This is a genomic window from Pluralibacter gergoviae ATCC 33028 = NBRC 105706 (assembly GCF_001598855.1).
GTDB lineage: Bacteria > Pseudomonadota > Gammaproteobacteria > Enterobacterales > Enterobacteriaceae > Pluralibacter > Pluralibacter gergoviae.
The window spans coordinates 23034-49365 of sequence record NZ_BCZS01000030.1; the positions used below are offsets into that span (position 1 = coordinate 23034).

Below are 26332 nucleotides of genomic sequence, written 5' to 3' on the forward strand. Positions count from 1 at the left end.
GCCACTGTCGTGATTACGCCAGTTTGACCGTAACGAACTCATCCGGATCGGCGAGCAGCATCAACGGTGCGGACTGGATCATTGTGAACTCGCGTGCCGGGTCACCGGTTTGCACCCAGTTCTTGGGATAGCGGGTGGAGGCGTTAATACCCTCGCGCTGGGCATCCACGTCCTGAATACAGCCATAGGTACGAAGGCCGCGAGCCTGAGTGTTGCCCAGTACCATGGTCAGGTCGGGCATGTAGTTTTTCTTCGCGCCGTCATCAACGTACTGACCCGAATAAACCACGATCGCCACATCGCCATACATCCCTTTATAGGAGACGGCTTTACCCAAATCCTTCAGCGCCGTTTCCAGCTCGGAATTTGAGCCGCGACGGGTGTCCAGCTTTTCTTTTACCGCCTTAAACGAACGGAATAACGCCCAGCCCTTAGCATCGAAAACGATAATGTTGACCACGCCGCTGGCATTGATCGAATAGGCTTCAATGTCATCGGTTGGGTCATACGTTTCCTTGTCACGGCTCGACCAACCGGCAGCCCCCGCCTGAATGATGTTGTTGCCGGCGCTGCGGCCCATATCCACTTCTACAGGCTCGAAGGCTTCGCCGGTCATCGTGTACTTCCCGTTGAGAACCGCCTCCACCGCCTGCATTTCTTCAACCTGGGCGATCGCCAGCTCTTCATCTTTCATGTTCTGAAGGATGATGCGGCGGCGGCGGTAAGCGGGATCGGCAAGGTTCTGCGGGTCCTCATCTGGCAGGCGGCGCAGGGTCATCTGCGGGTTGACCTCGTGTTTCGGTTTGACGTAGCCCGGGGTAAATTCGGAGGTTGCGCCGCCACGGGTGCGGAGGACCTTACCGGAGACAATCGGCGAAACATAAAGCGCCATATTGACCAGGCCGGGGATCTGCGACAGGTAAACCTTCTCGGTGGTGAATGGGTAGCTCTCACGGAAGAAGATCCGCAGGAACAGCGGGTCAAACTTGAATTTCTTCTCATTAACCGCCAGCAGCTGAGCAGTGGTGTAAATTGACATAGATTTTTCCCGTAAAAAAAGCCGCTGCAGCGGCTCGGATGAGTAGTGATGGCTTTACTGTGAAGTCAGGAGTGACTTAAACGATGCTGATGACCGTTCCGGCAAAAGCGTTGCGCTTAATACCCTCATCAGTGACAGCTTCCGGCCAGACAACATCGTCAATACGAAAGGATCCGGACTTGAAGAACGTCAGCTCCTGACTGTTCTGGTCGGCGCTGACGGCCAGAATGCCGCACGCAGCGCCAGCATGCTCGCCATCCCAGACCACCAGCTTGCCTGACGTGGCATCCAGCATTAGCGGCGTCATGACTGGTGTTGCAGCCGCCAGAGCGCCGGCGCCGTATGCGGTATGTGCCGGGTCGCTATTACCCAGCGGTTGATGGTGAGTGAAAGTTTCTACGTTAGCCATGTAAGCCTCTTAAACCGGAGTGTTCAACAGATCGTCGGCTTCATCAGACGACGGAGTATTTGCGGACAGCGCACCAGGCGCAGATTCCATCTGCCTGTCCAGCGCCGTTTCGCTGCGCGCCTGGGCGCTTTGAGGAGCAGCCGCAAGAATGCGCTGAGCAGTTTCAACGGTCATCCCGGGCGTTTCGGCCAGCGCGCGGGCCTGGGCCTCGCGACCCTGGGCCTCCTCGCAATTGAGGATCCCCATAATTCGGCCGTTCTCTGCCGCCACCGCAGCGTTAATCTGCTCAGCAACGTCGGGCGCCTGCTGCGTAAGAGGCGCGGTGGTGTGTGTGGCAACAATCTCGTTGTTAGCCGGAGAGGAATCACTGGTAGCCACAACGGGTTGATTAATTGCCGCAGACGCAGCGTTAGGTTTATTCATGCTTCCTCCATAATGGATAGTATTTTTCATATCCAACGCCTCACGCATTACGTCGATCGCGTCAGTATTGTTTACAAGTTCGTCTGCCAGCCCACTGTCGACAGATTCCTGACCAGAGAAAACGGCCGCTTCGGTATCAAGCACCGCCTGAACGGACATCCCGGTGTAACCCGCGACTTTTTCAGCAAACATCTGCCGGGTAGCGTCGATACGCTCCTGGAATGCCCCGCGTACATCCTTCGGCAATTTCTCGTAAGGGTTGCCATCAACCTTGTGCTCACCGCTATAAATCAGCGTGACTTCCACACCTTGCGATTTCAGTACCTGCCCGTAGTTGCTATGCGCCATCATGACGCCAATTGATCCGGTTCTGGCGGTCTGCGTCACCAGCCTGCGGGATGCGGCACTGGCAATGAGCTGCCCGGCGCTGCAGTTCATGTCATTCGCCAGTGCCCAGACGGGTTTGATGTCGCGAGCCCTGGCGATTATGTCAGCGCAGTCGAATGCCCCCGCCACCATGCCCCCAGGCGTATCCATATCCAGCAGAATGCCGTCAACTTCCGGGTCACTGATGGCCTGCTGCAGGCGGGCAATCACCCCGTTGTATCCGGTCATACCACAATAAGGCTGCAGCGAGCGGGTTTTACTGACCAGCGTGCCGGAGACAGGAAGCACAGCAATGCCTTTTTCCACCTGGTAGCCTCGTACCGGACGCGGCCCCGCCTCATCATTACCGAACAGCATCAGCGGCTCCGCCATTTGCTCAGCATCCAGCATGGTACCCGATACAGTGTCAGTCAGCCGGGTGATGCCAAGCTGCCCGGCCAGCGCGCAAAAGAAAACCCGCGCGTAGGCGGGTTCCAGCAGCAGTGGTTCGTTGAATGCCATACTGGCAATGTGCGGGAGATTACGCAGCTCGGGCGTCATCGTTATCCTCCTGAGTTGATTTATTCAGCCCTGACTCGAAGGCAGCAGCCGCCCATGCAGGTGGTGTGAGTCCGGCTTCACGCCGCTCCATGTTCTCCCGCACCTGCTGCGCGAAGATTTCCTGATAATCATCCCCCCGCTTGGCGCACTCCTTCTCATAGGTGCTGAGTCCGGCTTCGATCAGCATGACCGCTTCCTGCACCTCTTTCAGACCATCTATCGCCATTCGCCCGGCACCGATCCAGTCACAGTTCCCCCAGGCACTTTTGGCCTCCTGAAAAGAGAACCGCGCCTTAGAGGGGAGCGTAACAACCCGCCGGACTATCGCCTCCTCCAGCCAACAGAGAAACATCTGGCAGGCCTGGCGGGAAGCCACCAGCTTCCGGCGGCCCATGAAGTACGCCCAGGATTCATTGGCGCTGGCGCGCGCCGTGGAATAGCTCATCTGGGAGTAGTTTCGCGACAACTGCTCGTAGGAAACCCCGAGCCCTGCAGCGATGTAGCGCAGGAGGGATTGCTCGAAGGTCGAATACCCGTTGTCCGTATCCTGCGCAGACTGAAGATTGAGGGAGTCACCCGGCATAAGGTGAGGAACTTTGGCCCCACCCAGGCGCACCGGCGCCGCCGAGTAGTAAGAGGCTATTTCCCCTATCCATCCGGTCAGCTTGCCTGTCTGCTCCTTATTATCGGACCCGAGAATGAAATCCATCGCCGTCTGGGTATCCATCTCACTTTCGATGGTGGCTGCGTACATCGCTTTAACGATCGCACTCTGTAGCTGCGTATTTTGCAGGGTATCGAGCATTTTCATCTGCTCCATCACGCTGTAAAACACGTTGGCGCCCCGGGTCTGCCCGTCCTCCAGCGGCTCGAAGACGTGGATAAACGATGGCCGCCCTCCGGGAAGTTCGCGCGGTATGTAAGTCCAGGACTGCGGCATCCAGCCGGGGTACCCATCCTCACTGACGTAATACCCCAGGGCAGCACCGGCATCATTCACCTTCACGCCAGCCCGGCAGTTGCGGGAGTCACCGATGTTACCGGGGTTGCTGACCCGTTTAGGGCTGACCATCTTGAACTGGGTCCGAAACAGCCGGGAGGGGCTGGTGTCCCACGTTGCCTGAACGCAAAGCTCGCCGTTAAAGGCGTGCATCGCCACGCCTTCCCGGACCATCATTGTAAAAGTGCGCTTTCGCTCAACGTCTATACAGCAGCAGTCATCTTCAGCAAACTCTTTCCAGGCTGCTTCTACCTCACGTGAGAATGCGCGGGCCTCCTCTTCAGTAATGCCAAGAAAGCGCCAGCTCGGCCGGTGGCTCAACCGAAAGAATGAGCCGACGATATGATCCTGATGGAGCTGAACGGCGTTGGCGGCATAGCCATTGTTTCTCACCAAATCATCAGCGCGGGCATTTCCCCGGGCATAGTTAGGCAACAGCGCAGCATCCGCGCTTTCGCTTGGTGGATTCCACGCCCGCAGCTGGCCGCCGAAGCCACCAGCACCACCGTGATAGCCGGCATACTCACGCAGGCCAGTTTTACCGTCGGGCCCCAATAATTCTGGTGTTTTCATGCATAGAACCCCGCCGGTCCCCGGCGCCGCGAAATGGTTCCAACCTGAGATTCCAGGTCGGAGATGTATTTTTTCAGGTCGCTGACGGAAGTGGCGGTAAACTCCACCCGGCGACCATCTTTCTGCACTGTCGCTACGCGCTTACCCGTCATCAACTCATGTAACGCAGCGCGGGCAGCGTCGAGATCGGTCTGAGTCGCCATTATTCATCTCCTGCTAATTCCCTGGCGTAATCCGCCAGCGTCTTGTTATTTTTTCGGGTGACCTCCTCCTCCAGCAGGCTTGCCAGAAGAGACTCAAGATTCAGCTGCCAGCGAGAGATGCTGATCCGCAGCGCCGCCAGGGCATAAACAAAGCAGTCGAGCGCCTCATTGCGCCGCTTTTTACTGTCCCAGACGATTTTCCGCTTACCATCAGTCCACTTTTCCACCTGCTCTTCAGCGGTGAGCTGCTGAGCCTCTGCCAGATCGTAAACCTCAGGGTTGTTGGGAAAATGCACCGCGCCGGGCAAAGGTTCGTCCCCCTCGGCGACCAGTGAAAATCGGTTGTAAATCTGCTCTTTCGCGGTATCAGTACCCACTTCAGTCAGATAAACACCGTTCTTATTACGCTTACGCGGCATGTTTGCCACCGGCTTACCGTAAATGGATGCTCCCTTAATCGGGATCACGCGGAACAGCCCGTGCTTTTTTGAGCGGTTGTAAACGATGGTGGGATCAATACCGCCGATATCCCAGCAAATGCGGGAAACGGACATTTCAGCGCCATTACGGCGGGCGTAAACCTTATTTATAGCCTCATCAACCCTGAGCAGAGTCTCTTCGTCGTCATGGCGGCCCATAATGATCTGCCTGTCTATCAGCCAGCTTTCCTCACCGGGTCCCCAGCCCCAAACGCGCATTTCATAGCGGTCAAGCTGGGAGTCAATTCCGGCAGTGAGGTAGGCGACACGCTCAGGGACCGCAGCGGAGAAATGCTCTTTACGCTCCGCCATCACTTCAGCGTCGGGCCGTTCACCCAGCTTAGGCTCCCAGGTTTCTCCGAGCGTAGTATTAACGAAGGTCTTACGCTTCCCGGTGTCCCCTTTGGTTTTGAGCCAGTCTTTTACGATCTGCACCCAGGTGGTGAAGGGGCTATACGCAGTCCAGACATGGAACGTGACGCTTTCAGGCGGGTCTATTTCCGCCCCGGTCGATGAATACCAGTCCAGACCATCGCAGGTCCATATCCCGGTTTTCTCGCAGATGTACCTTGCTTCGCTGAAATCAAGTTCCTGCTGCCTGATAACACAACCGTTATGCTCACAGAGATAAAAAACACTGCCCGGGTCGTCAGGCTGCCACTTAAGGCCAAACGGCGTTTCTTTATCTCCAAACTTCAGATACTGCTCTTCACCGCAGTGCGGGCAACGAACGTGAAAACGCATGAAGTGAGGGGACTCACTCGCTGCCCGCTCAATCTGGCAGGTTCCTTTTACCTTCGGCGTTGATCCGCGAATCGACTTGGGCCAGACAGAGCCTTCAATACGTTTATCACCGAGAAAGGTTGGAGACCCTTCCTTTTCGATGTCCGCATCAAACGCGGCCAGCTCATCATAACCGGCGACATCTACTGACTTTTCACGGTAGTTTTTTGCCGCCTTACCGCCCAGACACCAGAATCCGCGACCGTTAGAAAAGCGCTTCATGCTGAGGGTATTATCTCGATGCTTTTTGCCGTACCAGGGAGCCAGCGAAAGCAGTGAGGGAACATCCCTTATTGTCGGTTCGACGTGCGACTTCATGAAGTTTTCCGCATCGCCATCTGTTGGCAGCCAGATCAGGGAGTTTCTCTGCTTGTGCTCAATGAAATAGGCATATACGCCGAGCAGCATTTTGGAGTAGCCAACGCGGGCCGACTTAACGACATTCACCTCGCGAATATAGTCGCTTCCCATGGCATTCATGATCGCGCGCTGAAAAGGTAGCGTTTCCCACCGCCCCTCCTGGTAGGCAGACTCTTTTGGGAGGTAATAAAATTTATCGGCCCACTCTACTGGTGTCATGGGCAAGGGCCGCCGCAGAACTAAGAGTCCTTCAGACACCGCCCTGATCAGGTTACTCATCTGCGCTTCGGTAATATTCATCAGCAAACTCCGGCATTTTTTCTGCCGACTCAACGCATTTATTGGCACCCTTCGCCACCAGCTCTTTGAGGTACATGAGCTGTCTGTCATTAAAATCGGGAAACCGCCGCTGCATTGACAGTGGGATGCTATCGAGAACCGACGCCAGCTCACCGGCGAGGCGGGATAGCGCAAAAATGCAGAATTCAGTGTTTATTACCCGATGATCGGCAATCTGGTTTTTAAATCGCTGTGCAATTGCCTGCTCCTCGGTTAATTCAATCCGCGCCTGCAACAGCTTTGTTTCGAGATCATCACCGTCATCAGTTGATTTATGACTTTGCAGCTGCCGCTCACGATCTATCTTCAGGACAGATTTAACATCATAAAAAACCTCCCTGCCTCTGCGCTCAACCGGAGGTACGCCCCATTTGTCAAAAGCCTGGACGGAGATACCAATAGAGGAGGCCATATCACCTTTATTGAGTAAGTGGGCCACCCTGCTTCCCTCCTCAGCAAAAGTCAGCGGCTACGCAAGTCTTATGTAAATTTGTGTAAGCAAGCACCCAATCTGGAGCCCTCGGACGGCAGGTTGTTATATCAAATCACAAAAAACCTTTAAAAACAGTAGGTTGCAAACAACAAAACAACAACTACCCCCCTGAAAAATCTCGTAAATAGCGGAATCCTGCGCGGACGTCGCCCCGTAACGAGTCAGATCCCCGGAAAGGACCCGAGACGATAATAATTATCATTCGCTTTTTACTCCGCCGTCAGCATTCAAAACGCTTTCGGGAATTCGGTTCTCAAGCGGTTCATTTTCAAACACCTTCAGTCCGTTGAACCCCAGCCAGGTGGTGCCCTGACTGACGTTGCCTGCGATAAACTCCAGCACGTCATTCATCAGTTGCCCAACGACCGCCTGGGTGTTCAGACGCCAGTAGTTTTCTATGGCTACCAGCAGCGGGTCCGAGCCGTCTTTGATGCTCTGCTCGCCAACGACATAGGTCTTCACCTTTGCCTTATCAGTGACGCAGAGCAGCTGCGAGGTCTGCACAGCGGTGGCAGCAGGGCCATTAACCTGCACCGTGATAGCTGCAGTTTTGCTGCCGTCATCATTGGTACTGGAGGCATAGAACATCGAGATGGTCAGGTCATTACGATTAAACATTGCTGTTACTCCGGTTGCGGTTGTGGCGATGACGGCGCGGCTTGCGAGGCGGCTGAACGGCGGGAGGCATTAACTCCCCCTCTTTCACCGCCGCCTCCTCTGTCACTGGCGGCATTTGTTCCGGTGCCGAGGGAAGCTCGGGGGATACTTCTTTCAGGCGCTCATGCTTTTCACCGCCTTCCTCAACCTCAATCTTGAAAAATGGGTTGTGGTTCTTTTCGTGACGAAAGTGAACGGCTGAAAGAGGAAGGTCCATATATGACCTGCCATTATGTTCAACAGACACCAGCACTCCATTAACATACTCAATCTTTAAACTGTTCATTATTCATTCCCAGTAAAAAAACCACCCTCAGGTGGTTTCTTTTTAAATTAGAAATATTGATGGTTACATATTAATATCAATCCATCCATCAAAACCATTTGGCTGATGCTCAGATATTAACTGTTCGTTATCAACATCATATAAAAGTATTTTATCGTAAGGCATAAAATCATTGTCTTTCAGCTTTAATATTATTGCATTAGCTTCATCAATGCTTTTTGCCACTCCTTTTATTTCTTGCTCGATGCTTACTCGTTTACCTTCATGATATCCGAAAACTATAAAGCGATTCATTATCACTCCGAAGCCACTTATTAAATAAGCCTCACATTATCACAGGCACTCAGTGAATGCCTGTTGTAATGCATGGCAATGCTATCTCAGCGCAGCCCCTTACCGCGTGCCGGTACGCTTTTACCACGATCCGGCGATGAGATTTGATTTTCGCAGTTATCTTGCCATGCAATGTTGTGCGCCAGAATGTCGCGCTTCGTCTGACGGTCGAGAACGTCAATATCGTGGTCAGTCAGATAGATGATCCGCACCCAACTACATGCGGTATCAACCACCACTGGAGCGGGTGAAGTGCTCGCGCAACTCACGATTAACATCGTCATCAGGCATATGGCTAACAGTCTGCTGTACATCACTGGTACTCCTCGTTACCTCTACCCGGCGCTCTGCCGCCGCCACGCTTGCCGCGGCGTTCTCTTCAATACGACGCTTATCCGCCTTGTCCTCTGCTTTACTGCTACCGCGCACATGCCCAAGACCAAACGCGCCCACAATCATTGCCAAAAGAGCGACAACAGCTCCGGCTATAGTCTCAATACTCATAAGCACCTCACGCTAAAGCGGCGCGGGCAGCGGCATAACGACTTCGCCTGTCCTCCAGCCCATTAAGTCCGCCATTGATTATTTTGGTCACCCGGGCAATATCACCGGAATACAGCATGCAACCGCGGGTGGTGTAGAACCATGCAGCCGACCTGGCGGCATAACGCTCCTGTTCCAGCAACTCAGGGGCGTCGAGCAATTCGATACCCATCGCCCCACCGCATTTTGCGTAATTTTCGCGCCCAGTAATTTGCAGCAGACCGCGGCCACGATATCGCCAACCATCCCCCGGGGCTTTATTGCCATTGCGGCCACCGTAAACGATGTTCGCAATCTGCGGCTGATGCGCTACCTGCTTGCCCGGCACGCGGCCCAGCATTTCACACTGGTAGTCAGTCAGCCGGTGACCGAACGTCTTTTTCAAGCCGTCTACACTGTAGTTGAAGCTCTCCACCAGCAACGTAAAACCACTGGATTCATGCCCTGCCTGAGCAATAAACATCGCGGTATCTTCAACAGCACTGATACCAAACTGGCTCATCGCGGCATCAATATGCGGAAACCAGCGCGCAGCCAAGCCGGCGCTAATGCCTGCCGCCTTCTGAAATTGTTGTTGATTCATTAGTGCCTCAGAACGTCTACGATCCGTGCCACGTTGCCCCGGACAACCATCAGCACAGACAGAAAAATGATATTGGCCCCGATAGTGGCCCATGATGAGTGGGGATAAATGCCGCATAAATACGCCAGCGGCACCGCGCTATAGATGACCGTTAACAACCATGCCAAGCGGGATACCCAAGGCCTGTGCCGGGCATCCCCTCGGCGATAGAACATCAGTGAAACAACAACGCCAGCGCAGAGCAGCGCGTTTATTGTCGCAGTAGGGTCATTTAGGACCATCAGAACCTCCTCGACGCGTGACGATCGCCACCAGCGATGAAATGTCCTGGTTGTTGAGGAATGTCAGCACCTTTACAGCAAGTGCGGAAACAAACACGGCGCCCAGCGCGTCGAGAGGTTTATCGTTATAACCAGTCCAGTCAGCCAGCTTTGCTCCCACGAGCCCTGCGCAGAGTACTCCGGCGATAAACGAGACGACAAAGTAGCCTAGCCGTCTTAACGCGCTCAAATCTGCCGCTGTGGCTATGTAGAAAACGGCACCGGCGAAAGCTCCGAACACCACGCCATAATCCGTGCCAGTCAGCAGACCGTAGACACTTGCGCCAGTTAGCGCGCCACCAGCAACACCCGTGCTGGATAAAGGATCGGACATCAGTCCCCCTCAGTTGCTGTGAATCCTCTCAGAATGAGGGGAAATAAAAAGGCCCGCCTAAGCGAGCCTCAATGATTAATTTTTGGTTTATCTGACGACGATATGACAGGGGTACTGATGCAATGCACCTCGCGAATACCCCTGTCGTATCGCCGGAAAGCAAAAACCCCGCGGTAGCGGGGTTCTCGTTATGTTCAAATTGTCGCTTTTGGTCGCTGCCGAGTGGCGCAGCTCTGCTAAGCATGCCTTAATTATCAGAAGTTTTAGCGCGAATTCAATATCAACAATTCAAAATAGCACTTTTTGTTCACTTTCATTTTCTCAGCTCATGTCTTGCTACTAAAAAAACTTTTGCCTGAAATATCTCAAGACACCATTTAACGCGTCTCCTTGCCTCATCAGAGGACAGCCATGGCGCCATTTGCTGCAGCTCTCGGCTAATGTCAGAGATTTTCTTACGCGTCGTGTAAAACCCAACTCCCACGACATAAACCGGGTCCGTCGTTTCGAATGACTCCAGCACGCACTGCTCGACGAAATCAGCATCATCATCATTGAGCGCACTGTCGATCAGATTAGTGGCTGGCTTCGGCCATAAAATAGAGTGCGCCCGACTCAGCGCCTGCTGCCCTCGATACCCTTCCTCCCGTGCCTGAGAAAGTGCAGCGGTAAAACGCTCCAGAGCCTTATCTGACCATGAGGCCCCTTTAATGCCTCGCCAGCAAGCATGACCTTTTGGTATTCGCGGTGCCGTCCCGCCCCTGACATTATCGCCCCAGATCGTCAGCAAAGATTTAATCCATCCTGACTGAATACCTGTCAGTAACACGGATTTCCCCAGATAGCGCTTATGAGTTGCCTTCGCTACTTCATTAAGAGCTGCTACATGTTTGCGGCGTTGCTGCGGTGTCATTTTTTCTCCTTATTACGCGAGAACGCCAAGCGCAAAGGCTCGGTCCAGTACGTTCTTTAACATTTCGAGTTGCGAGCCGTATTTACGCTCAAATTTAACTGGGTCGTTGTGCAGTTCGTTGTGGTGACGGCGGCAGAGTGGGATAGCAAACGCATCGTGTGCCTTCGTCCCCATGCCACCCTGCCCGTGACCTATCAGATGATGAGGATCATCAGCTGGCTGCCGGCAGCATTCGCATGGCTGCGATTTAACCCACGCCAAATAACTTTGGTTTTCCCAGCGGATACGCTTGGGTTTTCTGAAAAATGATGCTGGCGGCTCTGAATCGACAGTAAGTGGTGTTATGGGCGCATCCAGCACAGGCTCCTGAAGAGCGGGATGAGGGGAATAGCTGTCGGTGTTCCGCTTCAGAATGCTGGTGGCCAGTTCTGTTGGAAGAATGTCACTTTCACGCCAGACTGAAGGGATTGGCTCATTGGCTAAGCGTAGCGCCTTCCGTGCCAGAGACTCGGTAATAGCCTCTGATGCTCCGTGAGTTAACGCCCACCAGCACAGCTCCGCGACAGATAGCACACGCTCCCGGCTATATCCCAGATCGCGCAGAACTATTTCAATAATCCACTCGATTAAGTTTTCCCTGGCAATTCTGGCGAGAAGCTCAGTCGCCTGGTCGCGCAGCTTGTTGTCGCAGTGCCAGCAAACACATATCGCGCCAGGCGGGTACCGCATCGTGGCCAGCTCATCGTGATGGTACTCAGAGTGTGGGTACTGACATTCGCGATGCCGATTTTCCAGCCAGTATTCAAGACCGGAAATACCACCAGCGGCAAGAATGACTCGCTCGTCAATAAAGAAACCAGCAATTTCAGGATCGTTTGCCAGCGGTTGGCGGGCGTCCGGAATTCGGCCCGGCGCCAGGGAAGCCATGTTCTGGGGAACTGACTCAACCAGAATGCGTCCATGGGAAAACAGAGGCATCAGTTCACGCCCCGGCTTCAGAAGCACAATCCCCAGGGTGCGGACGACCTCTGCCGTCAGTATTGCGCGCATCATGACCCCGCTCCAAAGGTTGAGATGGCGACGACTACCTGCCCTTTTGGAATGATCGGGCCCCATTCGAGTAGCAGCCGTTTTATCTGGCTGTCATCCTGCCAGATTCCGGCCCGTGTCAGGGCGTCAAACAGCGCCTTGTTGAAGTTATCCAGGTCACGACGTCGGCGGTCAGGAGGGTATAGAGTGACGATTACTGAAACCGGCCCCACCAGAGTATGTGGCCGCTGACGTAACTGCTCAAAGACGGCTGCACAGGTCTCCGCCTGATAAGCGCGCCCTTTGGCACTAACCATATGCCGGCCTTTCAACGGGCCGCGGCTTGGCGCGCGCCAGTAAGCGTTTACGCTTGGCGGAAATGGCAGTGAAAGCATTAACGTTTCCATCATCACCCCCAGAACCGCTGCTCAAAACGGCGATCCGGGCGGGGAGCTTTTTCTGACTCAGGCAGATATGCGCTCAGCGTCCAGTGAATGAAGTCGTTACTAAGCGATCGCTCTGTCTTGACGTTATTGTTGCGGTACCGTCTCTCGAGATCATCAATCTGCTCGGATGTAAGGTCGGTATGCTGAAACCAGGTTCGCCTCATGCATCACCCCGCGGGGATTTCAGCATGAAGAAACCGCTGGCGCCGGACGGCGTCAGGGGTGGGGTGTTTTGAATGTGGTTTTGCGCCATGGTGTCTCTCCAGTGGCGCAGCAGGTATAGGGTGTTCAGGCCTATGACGGGATAATACCAGAGTTCTCAGCAACGCGGTAACCAGCCCGCTCCAGCATCTGTGTGAACAAGGTGGGCGTGCCAATAATTTCATCCTCGGCCAACGGCATAAACGACACCATACCGCCACGGCGATACATCAGCGCACGCTGGCATTCCGGAAATGAATGCAGTTTGGCAACGATAACCCCATCGTGGCATCTGATAACTGCGTAACCCTTTTTTGGTAAATCTTTTACTTCCACCCCGAGTCCCCTCTTATAAACCTGAAATTAAATCCACAGTTGATTAATAAAACCACTCATCTGCGCTTTCCCAGGTCTCCTGCAGGATCTCCTCGATGCGTTTTTTGTCCGCCTTTTCTCCTCCAACGATACTCAGGCCGTCAGAGCCGGCACGCCGGACCGTAAGCTTGCAATCAGCATAGCTTTTATCGATACGCTTCTTAAGCTCCAGCTCAAGCGCAGGAACCGCCCCATCCGGCAATTTTTTGGTGCGATCAATTGTGACCTCAACTTTCATAAATCCTCCCTCAAACATTCACTGTACAAATATACAGTATACCTACAACCAGTAAGATTCAAGTTTTTTGAGGGCACGTTTTGTGAATACCATACTGCTGTTTATAAAGATGTTTTCGCTGTGAAACTAAAAACCCGCCGAGGCGGGCTTAGTTATGCTGCCAGTTCTTTTGCCCTACACATTTCTGGTAAATTCGCACGCACCAGCGCTTCGGCGAACGGCGGCGGCACCGCGTTGCCGCAGCGCGCGACCTGCTTGTCCTTCGCATACTTCACGCCGCGATAGTCCTGGTCGATGATGTACCAATCCGGGAACCCCTGCGCGCGGTACAACTCATGCGGCTGAAGCATGCGCATACCAATATCAACGATGCGATACGTCACCCCACCGATTTCCACCAATCCTGTCGAATCCGCGCCGCAGTATTCCTGCATGAACGCCAGCACCTGCTGCGCGCGTTGCTCGTCGCACTCCTCGACCGCCAGCGTGGTTTTTACCTCCCCGACATGCTTGCCGCCGGCGGTTACTGTTGGCATTGGCTCATCAGTACGCTGCCCGTCACGGCAGGTGCCGCGTAGCTTAATCAGATGCGACGTGACGGCAGCGTGATGATTTCCTGTTGTCACCGTATGCAGCGGCTCTTCTGCACGACCGCCCGGGTGCCCGGTGTTGTTCACCAACAGACTGGCTGCGACCACTGCATGATGATCAACCGTCGTCACCGAGTGCGTTGGCTCGTCCAGGCTGACGCCCGCCCCCTGGTAGTTCCTGCCATAGTGTTTTGCCAGGAAAGCGCTGGTAACGGCAAATTTATTACCGCCGGCAGTGACTGTGCCGATCGGTTTCTGCATGTCGAGCACTCGCGGGGCCTGCCCTGGACGCTCGCCATACCCCATCTGAATCAGTGTCGGGCAAACCAGCTGCGATTTACCGCCGCCGCCAGCTGTAATTGTCGCGCTCGGTTCATCAGCGCGATGACCGATACTGGCGCCGAACTGCCGCGCTATCACCGGCGCGATGACGCACGCGTGGTTCGTGTTGCAGAGTGTGTGCATCGGCTGTTCAGCACTGCGTGGCTTCGCAGAATATTTCGGCCCACCAGCGCCAGCGATAAACGGGGTCAGAACGGCCTCGGCCAGTCCCAGCGCGTGACCGTTCCCACCGGGCCGCGATGATGTTCCAGCCGTCACTGTCGGTACAGGTTCGGTGACCGGCTGCCCGGTGGCGCCCGTACGGAATTTTGTCAGGTGTGGGACGGCTATTGAAAACCCGTGTTTTTTGGTGATGGTCTGCAGCGGATCCGCCAGCGCTTGCCCCCGGAAACAGTCGTACGCTCCGCGCGTCGTCGTGTGGTTGCATTTCACGATAAACGGCTGAGCGCTGTCGATAACGAACCGCTGAATGCCGCGTGCGATACGTTTAAGCGTATTTTCCGCCAGCGGGCGTATGCGGTCGAATATTGACGGAGCAGGAATGGACCAGTCGATGCACTCTGCCGCTGTGCGCCACGGCGCCAGCCGCCCTGCCTGCACCGCAGGTGATTTCGGATCGCCGTGGGTAACCTCCGGCCAGACTATCGGCTGCCCATCCCGGCGCATTACCATAAAAAAACGTTTCCGGATCGTCGGCGCACCGTAATCACATGCGCGCAGCTCACGAAAATCGACATCGTAGCCCAGCCCTGCGACCAGCCGCTGCGCCTGCTCACTTCCCGGTGAAAGATCCAGGAACTCGCAACACTCCGCCAGCGCCGGGTGATCCTCCGGCACGCCGGTGGTCAGCATGCCAACGAATGCCAGGAACGTCTCTCCCGTGCGCGCCGGGTCAGGGCGCATTTCTGGCGCCAGCAGCGGACCCCATGTTTTGAACTCCTCGACATTTTCCAGCATCATCACACGCGGCCCCACGTCCAGCGCCCACCGGATTACGATCCACGCCAGGCCCCTGATGGATTTCTCTACCGGCTTGGCCCCTTTCGCTTTTGAAAAATGGCGGCAGTCCGGCGAGAACCACGCCAGCCCCACAGGACGGCCGGCGGTAGCCGCGCGCGGATGAATATCGAATACCGATTCGCAGTAATGCAGCGTATCAGGGTGGTTCGTCGTATGCATCGCCACGGCATTAGGGTCATGGTTAATCGCTATATCGACACTGCGGCCGATCGCCATTTCAATACCGGTGCTGGCCCCGCCGCCTCCGGCAAAATTATCAACGATGATTTCTCTCACGCGTATTTCTCCATAGCAGCAGCCAGCGAACGGGCCGCGGCGATAATTGACGGTACCGGCATTTTTTCCAGCCACATGCGGTTAATGTGATGCTGTAGTCGGCGCTGATGGTGCGCCGGTAGATCGCCGGCGTTCTCCACCTGAGCGAATACCATCTCCACCTCAGCAGGCCAGACAGTTTCCGGAACATTGGGCAGTAGCAGGCGCTCCAGTTCGGTAATGCGCTTGCAAGCGTACTCCATCGATGGCTCCATCTATTCTGCCTCCCTGGTCTGGGTGCCTGCGGTGGTTAGAGAGTTTTGTTCGAGTAGGTCGTCAGCCGCCTGGATTTCGGGATGCTCGTCGTAGTCAGGAAGATATCTGCGAGATACAGCAGCCAAGTTTGAAAGGCATTTTTCAGCGGCCTCTGCGCGGGATTGCAACTCAACGGCCCGGCGGTCTGCCATTTCAGCCCTCTCAATGGCTGCAAGAGCTGTGCTCTCATGGATTTCAATATAGGTCTCCAGCTCAGCTATGCGCGCGTCTTTGGCCTCCAGCTCCCTGGAAAACTCCCGAGCGTCGATTTTCATTAGTGTTACCAATGCTGTGGCACCACGCAGCTCGTCAGACAGTCGATGACATTCGGCGTCTTTGGCCTCCAGCGCCTCTATCAACGCACCAATAACTCTTGCAGCCTGCCCGCACTCATCAACGATAGAAACATTTGTTCCGGTATTTCTGCCATCAACCTCAAACCGCAAATCAACGTCATCGGCGTCAATATCCGCCGGTTCGAATTGCGAGATATATTCCAGAGTGAATAGAGATGCCTTGGCTTTACTAACCAGTAGCGGAAGCTCTTTGATATCAGTTGTCATGCTGCACGCTCCTCAGCTCGTCATGTGCCTCGGACATCAGACGCATGGCCTTCAGTTTCATTTCCTCAAGCTCACCGGCGATTCGATTGGATTCCGCTGCAATATACTCAAGCGCAGAGCCATAGCTCTCAAAAAATGAATAATGCTCGTCGAGATACATAACCCCTTTTTCTTTGCAGTAACTGAGTTTGAGTCGATAGCCCTTATTTGTTCTTTTAATAACCTCCCTCTTATTTATAAGAGGCGCGGCACTATTAAGCTCAGGAATATAGGATTTACTAACAGGCTCTTTGCTGACGACATAAATTAAGGTGCTCACTTGGATTCCTCCTCGGTAGCGTGAATGCGAATCTGCTCAATCAGTTCTGCCGCATTGACTTCAAACACTTTAAGCGGCTCACATCCGCCAACTTTTGCCCCTGAGACACGGTAGCCGCTACTGTCATTGCTGACGCAAAGGGATAGGCCACCTGCTTGGTTATGTGAAACCTCGATGTAGACGTTCCCTGGTTGTAACTGGCTCATTTGGATGCCTCCCCCTCAACGCGACGAAACTCAATAACCCAAACCCAGGGATTGGCCCGCCAACTTTCTTCGCCGTAGATTGACGCCCACAGGCGCGCGAACACATCAGCTACACAGTCGCCACTCTTCGTGTCGGTGGTACTGCACCCTTCGCGTATCGCATCGCCGTCACTGATACTCTTCAGTCGTTCAACCCGCACGCCGGTAATTTCAAGCGTGATGCGGCTGGCCCAACGCGGCATGTGGATTGATGGTCGCCACCCATGACGCAAATTGTCGTCGGCGTCTTGATATTCAGGTCTATGTCCGCCGTCAGCGGCATACTGGCAGAATTCTGGCTTTTCGAATTTCGAGCTATCTTCGAGGTATTCATCCATCTGTTCGTAATTGAATAACGGCCCCTGAAATGTTTCCCGCACCCATATGCGGTCACCAGGCCGGCCGAAAGGACAGGAAATAGCAGTTAGCACCGGATTAATTCCGGAATGGTCTTTTTCTCCCAGTGCGACAAATATCTGCTGCCCGTTAATATCCCACCCCGGGATAAACTTAACTGCTTTCTGAAGGGCTTTTAATGGTCTGCGCGTCTGCGTCTTACGGCCGTCGAGAATAGCCCTCACCATCTCAGCGTTAAAAATCATGCCGCGCTCTTTCATTTAGATACCCCCGCACTACCGAATATTTTATGGATCTCATACCCCTGCCAGCTCTGGCGGCACTGCTCTGTGATACTCATGCGCTGACGCTTTGGCTTTTCTGCTGCTGGCTTAATCGGCTTGAGATTGATATCGCCGTGGCGCAGCCGGTAAACAGGGTGATAGAACCGACCAACATTGGACACGACCCCGGCATGCACAAGGTGCTCCAGCAGGCGGTTGGCTTTTTTGCAGTCGCAGTCCACCAGCGCTTTAACTTCCCGTGGAGTTATCTCTCCTCGCTCCCGCATCGCGTTCACGATTTTCCAGAGGTTATTACTGGCCATGTTCACGCCCTCCTAGCCGCGCGCCGGTAACAGGCATCCCGCCGCTGGCACAGGCGAGACATCTCATTGGAGTTGCAGGCCATATTCATAGCACTGGTGTACTGTGTGGCCGCCCGACGCCAGAAACCTTTCAACTCAAGCTCCTGCGCCAGCGCCTCCACTGCCTGCAGCTTCTCAGGATCTTTTGGCTTTTCCAGCATGAAGGGCAGCACCACGTCCGGTATGTTGGCGCCTTCTGCTGCGGTGTAGACATACTGCGTGCCGTTGTGCTTGCGGGTAATAATGCCCTTGCGTGTCAGCGACCTGAGAAAGTTACTGGCCGTGCTGGCGGAAACATCCAAGGCTTCACAGATGTCGCGAATGACGCAGCCAGGCATATGGCGTACGGCGATCGCCACCCGGTCTATTTGATTGATTTTTACTGTATTGGTCATTGGTCAAAACTCGTTAGTTGCTTAATCCAGCCGCTTTACGACGCTTGTACTCTTCCATCAAAATCTGCGCAGGCGTTGGCCCGGCAGGATGGTGTGGTGCAGCAAGCTGGCGGCGTATAGGCGGCACGGTGAAACCATTGCCTACGTGCTTGGTCCACTTCGTCAGTAATTTTTCTGCCAGTTTTTTTAGCTCCCCTTCAGTCATCTGGCGCTCGACGCCAGTTCTGCGCATCTCGATGCAGATGTGGTACAGCACCGGCTGCGGCCACGGATATTTATCACTCCCGGAGTAGCGGTATGACTCATTGCGCCACTTCCGGTACGCGTCCATCACTCCTTCAGACGTCAGTCCGAACGGGTTAGCCCCGCTTTCGGATACCAGAGAGACAAACTCTGCCAGGTCTGGCGGCCAGGTATTTCCCATAGCGCAGCGCTCCATGCACTGCTGGCAAACCAGCTTGATCTCGCTATCAGTCATCGAACCGATCTGGGCTATCCACAGGGCCGAGGGCTCTGCGCCATTCTTCTGGGTCCAGCGGTTCGAGAACACCTCGCCCATCACCCTCCACAGCTGCCATGCCGTTTTCACCGCCATCAATCCCGTTTCTGCGACACCAACTCTCGTAGGCTGCGTCGATCTGCTGAACAGCTCGGGATGCTGTTGGCTCTGGTCGAACTCCTGCATGCGTCACTCCTCCGGTTTCAGGTTTCTTCTTCGCTCTTACGTGCACGATGTGCCGTGCAAATTTCTGCTCCCACTGGATTTGGGTAAAAACTTTCTGCTCGGCATTCCAGTAGGCGATGAACTCTGCCAGCTCAGTTGGCAGATAATCCGGCTCTGGCAAGTTAATCCCCCACTGCGCCGCCCGCTGCCGGAAATCCCCGGATGGCAGCCAGCCGTCAGCCATGCTGAATTTTCCGATCGGTTCGTCCAGCCCATCCAGGTACCGCGGAGCAACAGGCTCTGCTGGCGGAAATATTTGGCCAGCGTTTTCATTCGCGCCCGCGCTAAGAGAGGGGTTTAAGATCTGTTTACTGTTTACTGCTTTCTGGATACCTCTTGGCAAAGGATTAGGCTTATCCTTAGACAAAGGGCGAGACAAAGCGAAAGCCTTATCGAAAGCCAAACCCATAGCGGGTGAAACCCCATGCGACGCGGCTTTCAAGGATTCCAACGCCTCATATTTGAGGTCACATTCGGGCAGCAATTCGAACGCCCGCACCCACGATTTGATGACGTTTACTGACGTTGGCGGGTTATGTTTGGCAGCGTTGGGCAGCCAAAAAACTCGGGCTTGGATGTCGGCTTTGACCATCCCAAGTGATTTGGCTTCTCCTAAGGCTAAGTCGAAGGCTTCGACTTCCCAGCCCAGCTCTTCGGCCAAAGCCGCGCGACCGGCCTTGAATAGCCCAGGAATAATCCCCGTGAACGGCCCTGTCAGCAGGTAAATAAATAAGCTCTGCCCGCCAGGCTGCAAAGGCGACAGAGCGCGAAATTTGGGGTCATCCCACATCGTGATCTTCACCTTACGGTAAGGCTCATTGCTTGCCTTACTCTTTGGATTCGCCTTAGGCAAAGGAGTTGTCATGATTCACCCCTTGGCGCTGTTGTTCTATTGGTCATTGGTCAAAACTCGATTAAAAAATTTGTGGGGCAATCGCGCTAAGCGTCGCGAGCAGCGGCCCGGCAATATCTGATGGAAGCATTGCTGTTTTGGCTGAAATGGACTCCAGCAGCTCCTTAACCTGAACAGCTATTGGCAAACCCAGCAGAACGGCCTGATGTGCTTCAACGTCCTCTTTCATTGAGGAGGCCACCAGCTCAGGGCTGGTCTTTTCGTCCCGGCGCCAGCCGTAGCGCTTGGCGATCGCCAGGGGCATCGCGGTGATAATCGCTTCAGACAACTGCATCACGTAGCCGGTGTACTTCTCTGAGCCGCCCTCATTTCGAAGGTAGCGGAAGAGATTCTGTTTATTGACGGTTATGCCGCGGCCGCCAACGGCAAGCCAGCTCTCAGCCACCAGCCGGGCGATGTCATCTTGCTGCGTTTTTCCTGGCAGAGTGCCCTCCCAGTCACGAACCGCGTCGAGCAGACGGCGGCATTTCATGCTATTCCGGCGCCGAGGTTGAAACTGATTTTGCGGTTTCAGTGCAACCCCGCTGCGCTGGTTATTATGTTCACATGTCAGCGATTGCATGGCTTGGTCTCCACAGGAAGTCCGTCAGTTGGGTTCGGGTATAGATCGGGGCGGAGTTCATGAGGTGTCACACCAGTTGCTTTAAAAACTGGCAATACCCGTGAAGCAGGGACCATCCCGTTGCACTTCTTTTTCCACTGGCTGATTGCCATGCCACTGACGCCAATTGCAGTTGCTAGTTTGTTGGCGGAGCCAGCTGCTTTAATCGCGCTATCAAGAGCTGTCATGCGTTGTTCTCCTCGTTTTGATGATGTAAATAAAGCATAACTTTACATTGAATGCAAATTTTTAATTTATTGGAAGAGTAAACCAAACGTTTACAATGTGCCCATGAAACAAAAAAATGAACGTAGCGAACAGCTGGTATCTCGTCTTGAGGAACTGACAAAACGCGGCATCAGCAAAGCAGATATGGCTAGGTTTGCAGGGGTTACCCCGCAAGCGGTCAACGGCTGGTTCAAAAACGGTGCGATCAGCAAAAAATCAGCAATATCGATTGCTGAGGCTGCTGGGGTGTCGGTTACCTGGTTGCTAGGTGAAGAGGTTTCTGAAAGCGCAGGGCTCAAGCCCAATGAAGCAAAGATGCTGCAACTCTTCAGGCAGCTGCCCGAGTCTGAACAAGAGAAAATGGTCGATCTGTTCCAGATGAGACTAAAAGAACTTGATGATTATGTTGAAAAATATCTGCGTGGTAGATTCAAAAGTGCTGAAGACGTTTAACAGCTTTTGAGCTATCTGCAATCAACCGGCGAAAGCCGGTTTTTTTATGTCCAAAATTCCCCTTCAGTAAATACCCACCCCATAAAGTAAAAATTTATCTCATATTAAATTTATAATTGACAAAAATTATAAAGTGATGCTTTAATCAGTTCACACCAAGTCATCAAGGCAGGAAGCCCACGCAGTAGCTGCCGGCGGCATACGAAGCACCGGATGAGATGGCAATGACAATGCGCAGCAGGTTTCAACGTTCCGCTGGCCGGCGACAAGGCTCAAACACAGGAAATCGCTATGAGAATAGAAGTGTCCAGAATTGGGAAAATTTACTTTTTACTCGTCTCCCCAATCAAACTCTCTGTCGCGCAGGATTTGGAGGCCCGATTCGGCGACCGCGTAGTCATTGCAGCTTTTGGTACTGACATCTCGTGCCTCGATTTCGCACCAGGAGATGAACTCGTAAGTGCTGGCTATCACCTTCACAACCTGGATACCGCTGTTTTCGTAGCGCTCCACCATGCTATCGGCGCGGATACGCCAGTCGTGATATTCAAAGGGTAAGACATAAGCATCCGAAAGGATTTTTTGGAATTCGTCATAGTGTTCGGGATTTTTATACCAGAAAACAGGCAACGAGTTAGTCCGCATTTTACCCTCCATGGGGGTTATTCAAATGGAGTTCCCTACGGCTAGGTGGGGTTCGTGCGCCGGACACGGGTAAGAATCCGGCAACGCAATGTTATCACAGATTTATTTTTATCCATTAACGTGGAAACGGGAGTTCTTATGCCAGATTTTGCACGCAAACCTGCGAGACTTCAGGCGGTGCGTCTGCCCTTATTTTGGGCCGTCATTCGCTGCATCTGCTACTTCCTCGCCCAGAAAGGCGATCCGGCTGCCGACCAACAGCCAGCAGTTCATCAGTAATCGAGTTTTGAATAATGGCTGTTGCCAGCCCCATGCCCGGTGCACAGAGCATGATGATGGTAATACCGCCATCGTAACCAAACAGGAGACGAAGACCTGTTCTGGTTAAATTGGAAAAATGTTCTTTTGCCCGTCAAGCGGCGGGCCTTTTTCCGGAGGTTTATATGTCAGCAAATGAACTGGCATTGCGATTCAGTAGCGCGCCAGCAGAGCAACTGATTGGCGTTCTCCCGGTGCTGGAGGTCAAAGAGGCACTGCGTGAAGAAGTCGAGGACGATGTGCTGAATGAAGTGTGGCAGGAGCATCAGTTCGAGATGGATGCTGTTGAAGAGCAGGCGGACGAAGCGAACCGACTTGCCAGCAAATTTGAACTTGCTGCAGAAGCATTTGGGACTGCTATCAAGCAGGCGGTACAGCTACTTCCTAACTGCGAAGTTAAAACCATCTTAACCGACACATTAGAGGATCATCCAGGCTACGGGCGCGACCCTCAATAACGCAAAAACCCGCCGAAGCGGGTTTGTACGCCGGTCAGCCGACCAAAGCTTTCCGGAATCGAGTTTTGAACAATGACCACTACCCAAGGGGAGCTATCAAAGTCCCGGGTATCTTACAACCTAAAGGAACCCGAACGCAATGAACACGTATGCGTATCTCATTAAAGCCAAAGCAAAAGCCGCCAATGCTAAAAGCTTCTTTTGCTGGTTCTCTGCAAAATCAGACTCCCGCGCTGACCGTCAGATCCTCGATATTCTGGAGGACGCTGAAATTGAAACCGGCCGCGGCGCCGACCACCAGCTGCCGATCCGCACTAACTGGTTTGTGGTAGACGACCTGCCAGAGGAAGGCGCTCTTGACGACACCTGGTGCGATCGCTACACCCTGGCTGACGACGGTGCCAGCTGGCAGAAGATTGCTGATAAACCCGCGCCTACGCCGGCACCAGAGCAGGAGCAGGAGCAGGAGCAGGAGCAGGAGCAGGAGCAGGAGCAGGAGCAGCCTATCCCCTCCACACCATTGTCAACATCTGATGAAAACTTAACTTATAACCTGGCACTTCTGCCTTTCAGGGTGCAGTTATTGGCGCAGTATCTCACAGAAGAGAAACATGCCTCCCATATCAGCTGGCCAACAAAATGCCAGATCGCCGATCTGGAGATGGATACCTATAACAACTATATCCAGAATCTGTTACTGGCGGCCGAGAACAATCCGAAGCTCAAAGACTATGACCTTCACGGTCTCTGGAAGGTTACCACGGCTGTGAAAAAGGTTTTCCCTGTCGATAAACGGCATGAGCTGGGAACACTGATCACGTTTATTAAGCTCTGGCTTGAGCATGACCATATCGACCGCGGCATTTTAGTTCGTGAATGGACCAACGGGAATCGGATTTCTGCTGTGCAGCGTACCAACTCGGGCGCAAACGCTGGCGGCGGCAACCAGACAGATCGTAACCCGGACCTGGTGCATACCTTCGACGTCCTCGACAAGGAAATTGCGTTGGCAACCCTGCCAATGGATTTCAATATCTATGACCTGCCGGGCAGTATTTATCGGCGCGCAAAAGAGATTGTGCAGAAAAAAGAGAGTCCATTTAAGGAATGGTCTGTCGCACTGCGAGCGACTCCGGGGATCCTGGATTACTCGCGCGCGGCGATTTTTGCTCTAATCCGTAGTGCAGAGGAGCACTTAACACCTTTCCCAGATAGATTGCGTGGGTATATCTGCGCAAACCTGACCGAAACAGATCACGCAAACCCCACTCCAGAAACGCTGGCGGCCGCACGGCACGTCCCGGAACTCGACGCAGCGGAAGAGGTAAATCGCCTGCAGCTGGATGAACCAGCAGAAAATAACCAGCCCAAGTTAGCCAACGCGGGCGGCGGTATTTTCACAATTGAAGGGCTTGCAGCACCAGCACCAGCACCAGCACCAGCACCAGCAGAAGTTACCACCGAAACTGAGGACGCGGACAATGTGCCGATGGAAGAAGCTGTCAGCAATGAAGAACAAACTAGAGCTGTCCCGGCGCCGGGCGAAGCGGGAATGGTCGCGAGTGAGAGCAGTGCTGTGGATTGTGAAAAGGCAGACCCCGTAAATAATGATACCCGGATTCAAAACTCAGATGCGCTTTATACTCACCTCATGGTCGATCTGGAGACAATGGCATCAGGACCTGACGCCCCAATTGTATCGATTGGCGCGGTATTTTTTGATCCAGCCACTGGCCAGCTGGGACCGGACTTCTATAAGGCCGTGAGTCTTGAATCTGCAATGGCATGGGGCGGTGTGCCAGAGGCCAGTACGATTATCTGGTGGCTCAAAAAATCAGCGGAGGCTCGCTCAGCCATTATTATGGATACCATCCGACTTGATGACGCACTGCTGCAGCTCAATGATTTTATCAGCGAAAATGCAGCCAATGGCCCTGCGAGCATTCAGGTTTGGGGAAATGGTGCCACTTTCGATAACGTTATCTTGCGCAGCTCTTACGACCGAACAGGTATCGACTGCCCGTGGAGGTTCGTTAACGATCGCGATGTGCGTACCATCGTCGAGCTCGGTAAATCCGTCGGATGTGAGCCGCGCTACCAAATCCAATTTGTTGGCGATCAGCATAATGCACTGGCCGATGCCCGGCACCAAGCCAAATACGTTTCGGTTATCTGGCAGCAACTAACCGATACTTCAAACTGATTTTCCAATTTCAGCATTCTACCCACCAGCCAGTTATCTTTAACTGGCTGGCTATCGGAGGTGATAGCCATGTACGAACTCACACTGTCACCTGCGGAAATTGCAGAAGTAACAGGTTATCGACGCTATACCGAGCAGCAGCGCCAACTGCGCTGCCATGGCATCCCGTTTACTACTGACGGTAGAAACAGGCCAATAGTGTTACGAAAAAACCTGGCACCGAATATCTCTGAATTACCAAAGGTTGATGAATATGTTGCAACAGAACCTGACTTCGACGCCATTTATGGGACGACCACGTAAAAATCCGAAGGATGCTCAACTGCCGCCTCGGGTAACAAAAAACAAATACAGCTATGTTTGGAAGCCAAAGGGAACTAAAAAAAGCATTACACTGGGAAAAATACGTGAAACCAGCATGTCGAAACTTTGGGCTAATTATGAGAAAGAAAAATCAAAACATCATGACGTAATGACTTTCTCAAAATTGTGGGGAATGTTTCTCGACAGCCCAACGTTTACCGAACTGGCTGCTCGAACTCAAAAAGATTACGGCCAGCATCAGAAAAAACTACTCGCAGTATTTGGAAAAATGAGGGCTGATGAAATTAAGATTGAGCAGGTCAGAATTTTTATGGACAAGCGGGGGTTAGCCAGTAAGAACCAGGCCAATCAAGAAGTCTCAAGTATGTCGCGTGTTTTTGGTTGGGGATTTGAAAGAGGCTATGTGAAGGGGAATCCATGCCGGGGAATCAGGAAATTTACGCTTGTGGATAGAGACGTGTATATACCGGATGAAGACTACCTGGCTATTTATGAAAACGCCAGGCCGGAAGTACAGGTAGCTATGGAGATATCGTATCTGTGCGCAGCGCGAGAGGGGGATGTATTTGACCTAAAAGTTACCGACTTGCGCCACGACGGTATTTTCATTGAACAAAATAAAACTGGTAAAAAGCAAATAAAGAAATGGACACCGCGTCTACAGGCTGCTATCGCGCTGGCCAGTAAACATTTTGCCAATAAATCTGCCAAGGGTTTTATTGTACCCTCCCCCAGCGGCGGGAAGATGAACAGGAAAACGTTTAACACTTGGTGGAATAATGCAAAAAAAGAGGCAGGAGTAAAACTGGGAAGAAAAATACCGGGAACTTTTCACGACATCAAGGCGAAAGCGATTTCGGATTACGCAGGGAGCAGCAAAGAGAAACAGATGTTCAGTGGACACAAAACAGAAAGCCAGGTTGCTACATACGATCGCAAGGTCAAAATTTCACCAACGCTGGATAAGCCGATCATGGGGAAAGACGACTGAACCACCGGTCAGAACGCAAAATATACCAAGCGAATATACCAACACTATACCAACAGCTCAAAGCAAAAAGGGGCTACCTTTCGGTAACCCCTTATTTTATATGGCGGAAGCGCAGAGATTCGAACTCTGGGAGGGTTTCCCCTCGCCGGTTTTCAAGACCGG

Annotated in this window: 39 protein-coding genes; 6 read left to right on the forward strand and 33 right to left on the reverse strand. The window is 53.4% G+C overall.

From position 1 onward, the window contains the following. Nucleotides 1–13: 13 nt before the first annotated feature. The 32 genes from ENGE1_RS21295 to ENGE1_RS27250 all read right to left on the reverse strand — a co-directional run bounded on the left by ENGE1_RS21295 (nucleotide 14) and on the right by ENGE1_RS27250 (nucleotide 20738). Nucleotides 14–1039 (reverse strand): major capsid protein, encoded by a 1026-nt coding sequence (locus ENGE1_RS21295; RefSeq protein ID WP_048272931.1) that lies wholly within the window; start codon nucleotides 1037–1039, stop codon nucleotides 14–16. A gap of 76 nt (nucleotides 1040–1115) precedes the next feature. Next, nucleotides 1116–1448 carry a head decoration protein gene (locus ENGE1_RS21300; protein ID WP_048272930.1) on the reverse strand — a complete coding sequence of 111 codons (333 nt, stop codon included), beginning with the start codon at nucleotides 1446–1448 and terminating at the stop codon, nucleotides 1116–1118. Between the two features lie 9 nt (nucleotides 1449–1457). Continuing rightward, nucleotides 1458–2798 (reverse strand): S49 family peptidase, encoded by a 1341-nt coding sequence (locus ENGE1_RS21305; RefSeq protein ID WP_048272928.1) that lies wholly within the window; start codon nucleotides 2796–2798, stop codon nucleotides 1458–1460. Beyond that, entirely contained in the window at nucleotides 2779–4371 is a 1593-nt protein-coding gene (locus ENGE1_RS21310) for a phage portal protein (RefSeq protein ID WP_048272926.1), read from the reverse strand. The genes ENGE1_RS21305 and ENGE1_RS21310 overlap by 20 nt, the downstream gene beginning before the upstream one ends. Further along, complete coding sequence (locus ENGE1_RS21315; protein ID WP_048272924.1) at nucleotides 4368–4574, reverse strand: phage head-tail joining protein; 207 nt, start codon at nucleotides 4572–4574, stop codon at nucleotides 4368–4370. Before ENGE1_RS21315 ends, ENGE1_RS21310 begins: the two co-directional genes overlap by 4 nt. Continuing rightward, nucleotides 4574–6496, reverse strand: coding sequence for a phage terminase large subunit family protein (locus ENGE1_RS21320; protein ID WP_048272922.1), 1923 nt, complete (start codon nucleotides 6494–6496; stop codon nucleotides 4574–4576). Before ENGE1_RS21320 ends, ENGE1_RS21315 begins: the two co-directional genes overlap by 1 nt. After that, a complete protein-coding gene (locus tag ENGE1_RS21325; RefSeq protein ID WP_048272920.1) occupies nucleotides 6468–6974 on the reverse strand; it encodes a terminase small subunit in 507 nt (168 codons plus the stop codon). The genes ENGE1_RS21320 and ENGE1_RS21325 overlap by 29 nt, the downstream gene beginning before the upstream one ends. A 252-nt stretch (nucleotides 6975–7226) precedes the next feature. Continuing rightward, the gene (locus ENGE1_RS21330) at nucleotides 7227–7646 is read right to left on the reverse strand and encodes a hypothetical protein (protein WP_064360685.1); all 420 of its coding nucleotides are present in this window, start codon (nucleotides 7644–7646) and stop codon (nucleotides 7227–7229) included. Then, a complete protein-coding gene (locus ENGE1_RS21335; protein ID WP_064360686.1) occupies nucleotides 7639–7971 on the reverse strand; it encodes a hypothetical protein in 333 nt (110 codons plus the stop codon). The genes ENGE1_RS21330 and ENGE1_RS21335 overlap by 8 nt, the downstream gene beginning before the upstream one ends. A gap of 63 nt (nucleotides 7972–8034) precedes the next feature. Next, the gene (locus ENGE1_RS28610) at nucleotides 8035–8265 is read right to left on the reverse strand and encodes a hypothetical protein (RefSeq protein ID WP_151206569.1); all 231 of its coding nucleotides are present in this window, start codon (nucleotides 8263–8265) and stop codon (nucleotides 8035–8037) included. Between the two features lie 86 nt (nucleotides 8266–8351). Further along, complete coding sequence (locus ENGE1_RS21340; RefSeq protein ID WP_073971325.1) at nucleotides 8352–8582, reverse strand: hypothetical protein; 231 nt, start codon at nucleotides 8580–8582, stop codon at nucleotides 8352–8354. Then, nucleotides 8533–8808 (reverse strand): hypothetical protein, encoded by a 276-nt coding sequence (locus tag ENGE1_RS21345; RefSeq protein ID WP_064360688.1) that lies wholly within the window; start codon nucleotides 8806–8808, stop codon nucleotides 8533–8535. Before ENGE1_RS21345 ends, ENGE1_RS21340 begins: the two co-directional genes overlap by 50 nt. 7 nt (nucleotides 8809–8815) lie before the next feature. Continuing rightward, on the reverse strand, nucleotides 8816–9430 hold the full coding sequence (locus ENGE1_RS21350) for a glycoside hydrolase family 19 protein (protein WP_064360689.1): 615 nt from the start codon (nucleotides 9428–9430) through the stop codon (nucleotides 8816–8818). Next, on the reverse strand, nucleotides 9430–9711 hold the full coding sequence (locus ENGE1_RS21355; RefSeq protein ID WP_064360690.1) for a phage holin family protein: 282 nt from the start codon (nucleotides 9709–9711) through the stop codon (nucleotides 9430–9432). The genes ENGE1_RS21350 and ENGE1_RS21355 overlap by 1 nt, the downstream gene beginning before the upstream one ends. Further along, nucleotides 9698–10084, reverse strand: coding sequence for a phage holin family protein (locus ENGE1_RS21360; RefSeq protein ID WP_064360691.1), 387 nt, complete (start codon nucleotides 10082–10084; stop codon nucleotides 9698–9700). Before ENGE1_RS21360 ends, ENGE1_RS21355 begins: the two co-directional genes overlap by 14 nt. A gap of 313 nt (nucleotides 10085–10397) precedes the next feature. Next, nucleotides 10398–10997, reverse strand: coding sequence for a hypothetical protein (locus tag ENGE1_RS21365; RefSeq protein WP_064360692.1), 600 nt, complete (start codon nucleotides 10995–10997; stop codon nucleotides 10398–10400). A 12-nt stretch (nucleotides 10998–11009) separates the two neighbouring features. Further along, nucleotides 11010–12047 (reverse strand): DUF968 domain-containing protein, encoded by a 1038-nt coding sequence (locus ENGE1_RS21370; RefSeq protein ID WP_064360698.1) that lies wholly within the window; start codon nucleotides 12045–12047, stop codon nucleotides 11010–11012. Further along, nucleotides 12047–12433, reverse strand: a complete 387-nt coding sequence (locus tag ENGE1_RS21375; protein WP_064360697.1) for a RusA family crossover junction endodeoxyribonuclease — start codon at nucleotides 12431–12433, stop codon at nucleotides 12047–12049. Before ENGE1_RS21375 ends, ENGE1_RS21370 begins: the two co-directional genes overlap by 1 nt. 333 nt (nucleotides 12434–12766) lie before the next feature. Beyond that, nucleotides 12767–13009, reverse strand: coding sequence for a hypothetical protein (locus ENGE1_RS21380; RefSeq protein WP_048272908.1), 243 nt, complete (start codon nucleotides 13007–13009; stop codon nucleotides 12767–12769). Nucleotides 13010–13052: 43 nt separating this feature from the next. Further along, nucleotides 13053–13286, reverse strand: coding sequence for a DinI-like family protein (locus ENGE1_RS21385; RefSeq protein WP_043086671.1), 234 nt, complete (start codon nucleotides 13284–13286; stop codon nucleotides 13053–13055). A 152-nt stretch (nucleotides 13287–13438) separates the two neighbouring features. Beyond that, entirely contained in the window at nucleotides 13439–15514 is a 2076-nt protein-coding gene (locus ENGE1_RS21390; protein WP_048272905.1) for a DNA cytosine methyltransferase, read from the reverse strand. Beyond that, nucleotides 15511–15768 (reverse strand): hypothetical protein, encoded by a 258-nt coding sequence (locus ENGE1_RS21395; RefSeq protein WP_048272903.1) that lies wholly within the window; start codon nucleotides 15766–15768, stop codon nucleotides 15511–15513. The genes ENGE1_RS21390 and ENGE1_RS21395 overlap by 4 nt, the downstream gene beginning before the upstream one ends. Further along, the gene (locus tag ENGE1_RS28090; protein WP_080964484.1) at nucleotides 15769–16371 is read right to left on the reverse strand and encodes a hypothetical protein; all 603 of its coding nucleotides are present in this window, start codon (nucleotides 16369–16371) and stop codon (nucleotides 15769–15771) included. Beyond that, complete coding sequence (locus ENGE1_RS21405) at nucleotides 16361–16690, reverse strand: hypothetical protein (protein ID WP_048272902.1); 330 nt, start codon at nucleotides 16688–16690, stop codon at nucleotides 16361–16363. Before ENGE1_RS21405 ends, ENGE1_RS28090 begins: the two co-directional genes overlap by 11 nt. Beyond that, a complete protein-coding gene (locus tag ENGE1_RS21410) occupies nucleotides 16687–16896 on the reverse strand; it encodes a hypothetical protein (protein ID WP_048272900.1) in 210 nt (69 codons plus the stop codon). The genes ENGE1_RS21405 and ENGE1_RS21410 overlap by 4 nt, the downstream gene beginning before the upstream one ends. Continuing rightward, entirely contained in the window at nucleotides 16893–17552 is a 660-nt protein-coding gene (locus tag ENGE1_RS21415; RefSeq protein WP_048272898.1) for an ASCH domain-containing protein, read from the reverse strand. Before ENGE1_RS21415 ends, ENGE1_RS21410 begins: the two co-directional genes overlap by 4 nt. Further along, the gene (locus tag ENGE1_RS21420) at nucleotides 17549–17878 is read right to left on the reverse strand and encodes a hypothetical protein (RefSeq protein ID WP_053075638.1); all 330 of its coding nucleotides are present in this window, start codon (nucleotides 17876–17878) and stop codon (nucleotides 17549–17551) included. Before ENGE1_RS21420 ends, ENGE1_RS21415 begins: the two co-directional genes overlap by 4 nt. Before the next feature lie 2 nt (nucleotides 17879–17880). Continuing rightward, complete coding sequence (locus ENGE1_RS21425; protein WP_048272897.1) at nucleotides 17881–18312, reverse strand: winged helix-turn-helix domain-containing protein; 432 nt, start codon at nucleotides 18310–18312, stop codon at nucleotides 17881–17883. A gap of 13 nt (nucleotides 18313–18325) precedes the next feature. Next, a complete protein-coding gene (locus ENGE1_RS21430) occupies nucleotides 18326–18871 on the reverse strand; it encodes a replication protein P (RefSeq protein ID WP_151206597.1) in 546 nt (181 codons plus the stop codon). Next, nucleotides 18783–19697, reverse strand: a complete 915-nt coding sequence (locus ENGE1_RS28615; protein ID WP_064360699.1) for a DnaT-like ssDNA-binding domain-containing protein — start codon at nucleotides 19695–19697, stop codon at nucleotides 18783–18785. Before ENGE1_RS28615 ends, ENGE1_RS21430 begins: the two co-directional genes overlap by 89 nt. Before the next feature lie 253 nt (nucleotides 19698–19950). Beyond that, complete coding sequence (locus ENGE1_RS21440) at nucleotides 19951–20511, reverse strand: toxin YdaT family protein (RefSeq protein ID WP_064360693.1); 561 nt, start codon at nucleotides 20509–20511, stop codon at nucleotides 19951–19953. Next, nucleotides 20499–20738, reverse strand: coding sequence for a transcriptional regulator (locus tag ENGE1_RS27250; protein ID WP_043084718.1), 240 nt, complete (start codon nucleotides 20736–20738; stop codon nucleotides 20499–20501). Before ENGE1_RS27250 ends, ENGE1_RS21440 begins: the two co-directional genes overlap by 13 nt. 103 nt (nucleotides 20739–20841) lie before the next feature. Here ENGE1_RS27250 and ENGE1_RS21445 point away from each other — a divergent pair, with 103 nt between their 5' ends. After that, nucleotides 20842–21231 (forward strand): helix-turn-helix domain-containing protein, encoded by a 390-nt coding sequence (locus tag ENGE1_RS21445; protein ID WP_043084720.1) that lies wholly within the window; start codon nucleotides 20842–20844, stop codon nucleotides 21229–21231. Between the two features lie 330 nt (nucleotides 21232–21561). On the opposite strand, the gene ENGE1_RS21450 is transcribed toward ENGE1_RS21445, so the two are convergent. Further along, nucleotides 21562–21876: a hypothetical protein gene (locus tag ENGE1_RS21450; RefSeq protein WP_064360694.1), complete on the reverse strand. Its 315-nt coding sequence runs from the start codon at nucleotides 21874–21876 to the stop codon at nucleotides 21562–21564. Between the two features lie 138 nt (nucleotides 21877–22014). Between ENGE1_RS21450 and ENGE1_RS28975 the strand changes: the two genes are divergently transcribed. From ENGE1_RS28975 to ENGE1_RS21465, 5 genes are all read left to right on the forward strand, one after another. Then, a complete protein-coding gene (locus ENGE1_RS28975) occupies nucleotides 22015–22155 on the forward strand; it encodes a hypothetical protein (RefSeq protein WP_169804723.1) in 141 nt (46 codons plus the stop codon). 164 nt (nucleotides 22156–22319) lie between these two features. Further along, nucleotides 22320–22652: a hypothetical protein gene (locus ENGE1_RS21455; RefSeq protein WP_064360695.1), complete on the forward strand. Its 333-nt coding sequence runs from the start codon at nucleotides 22320–22322 to the stop codon at nucleotides 22650–22652. Nucleotides 22653–22791: 139 nt separating this feature from the next. Then, nucleotides 22792–24855: a 3'-5' exonuclease gene (locus ENGE1_RS21460; RefSeq protein ID WP_064360696.1), complete on the forward strand. Its 2064-nt coding sequence runs from the start codon at nucleotides 22792–22794 to the stop codon at nucleotides 24853–24855. A 69-nt stretch (nucleotides 24856–24924) separates the two neighbouring features. Next, the gene (locus ENGE1_RS27255) at nucleotides 24925–25158 is read left to right on the forward strand and encodes a DUF4224 domain-containing protein (protein WP_072064808.1); all 234 of its coding nucleotides are present in this window, start codon (nucleotides 24925–24927) and stop codon (nucleotides 25156–25158) included. After that, nucleotides 25142–26170 (forward strand): tyrosine-type recombinase/integrase, encoded by a 1029-nt coding sequence (locus ENGE1_RS21465; RefSeq protein ID WP_072065393.1) that lies wholly within the window; start codon nucleotides 25142–25144, stop codon nucleotides 26168–26170. The genes ENGE1_RS27255 and ENGE1_RS21465 overlap by 17 nt, the downstream gene beginning before the upstream one ends. Nucleotides 26171–26332 lie beyond the last annotated feature (162 nt).